1 pseudogene is annotated in these 312 nt (G+C 38.5%); it reads left to right on the forward strand.

Annotated elements, in window-relative coordinates:
• Positions 1-63 precede the first annotated feature (63 nt).
• A pseudogene (locus tag SB719_RS19465) lies at positions 64-312 on the forward strand (single-stranded DNA-binding protein); the annotation flags it as partial.

Consider the following 312-nt stretch of genomic DNA (forward strand, 5'->3'; position numbering starts at 1 on the left):
GTGAGCGGATAACAATTCCCCTCTAGAAATAATTTTGTTTAACTTTAAGAAGGAGATATACATATGTTTAAACGTAAATCAACCGCAGAACTGGCAGCACAGATGGCAAAACTGAATGGTAATAAAGGCTTTAGCTCAGAAGATAAAGGCGAATGGAAACTGAAACTGGATAATGCAGGTAATGGTCAGGCAGTTATTCGCTTTCTGCCGTCTAAAAATGATGAACAGGCACCGTTTGCAATTCTGGTTAATCATGGCTTTAAAAAAAATGGCAAATGGTATATTGAAACCTGTAGTAGTACCCACGGCGAT

Source organism: Pantoea sp. SIMBA_079 (assembly GCF_046940275.1).
Taxonomy (GTDB): Bacteria; Pseudomonadota; Gammaproteobacteria; order Enterobacterales; family Enterobacteriaceae; genus Pantoea; species Pantoea borealis.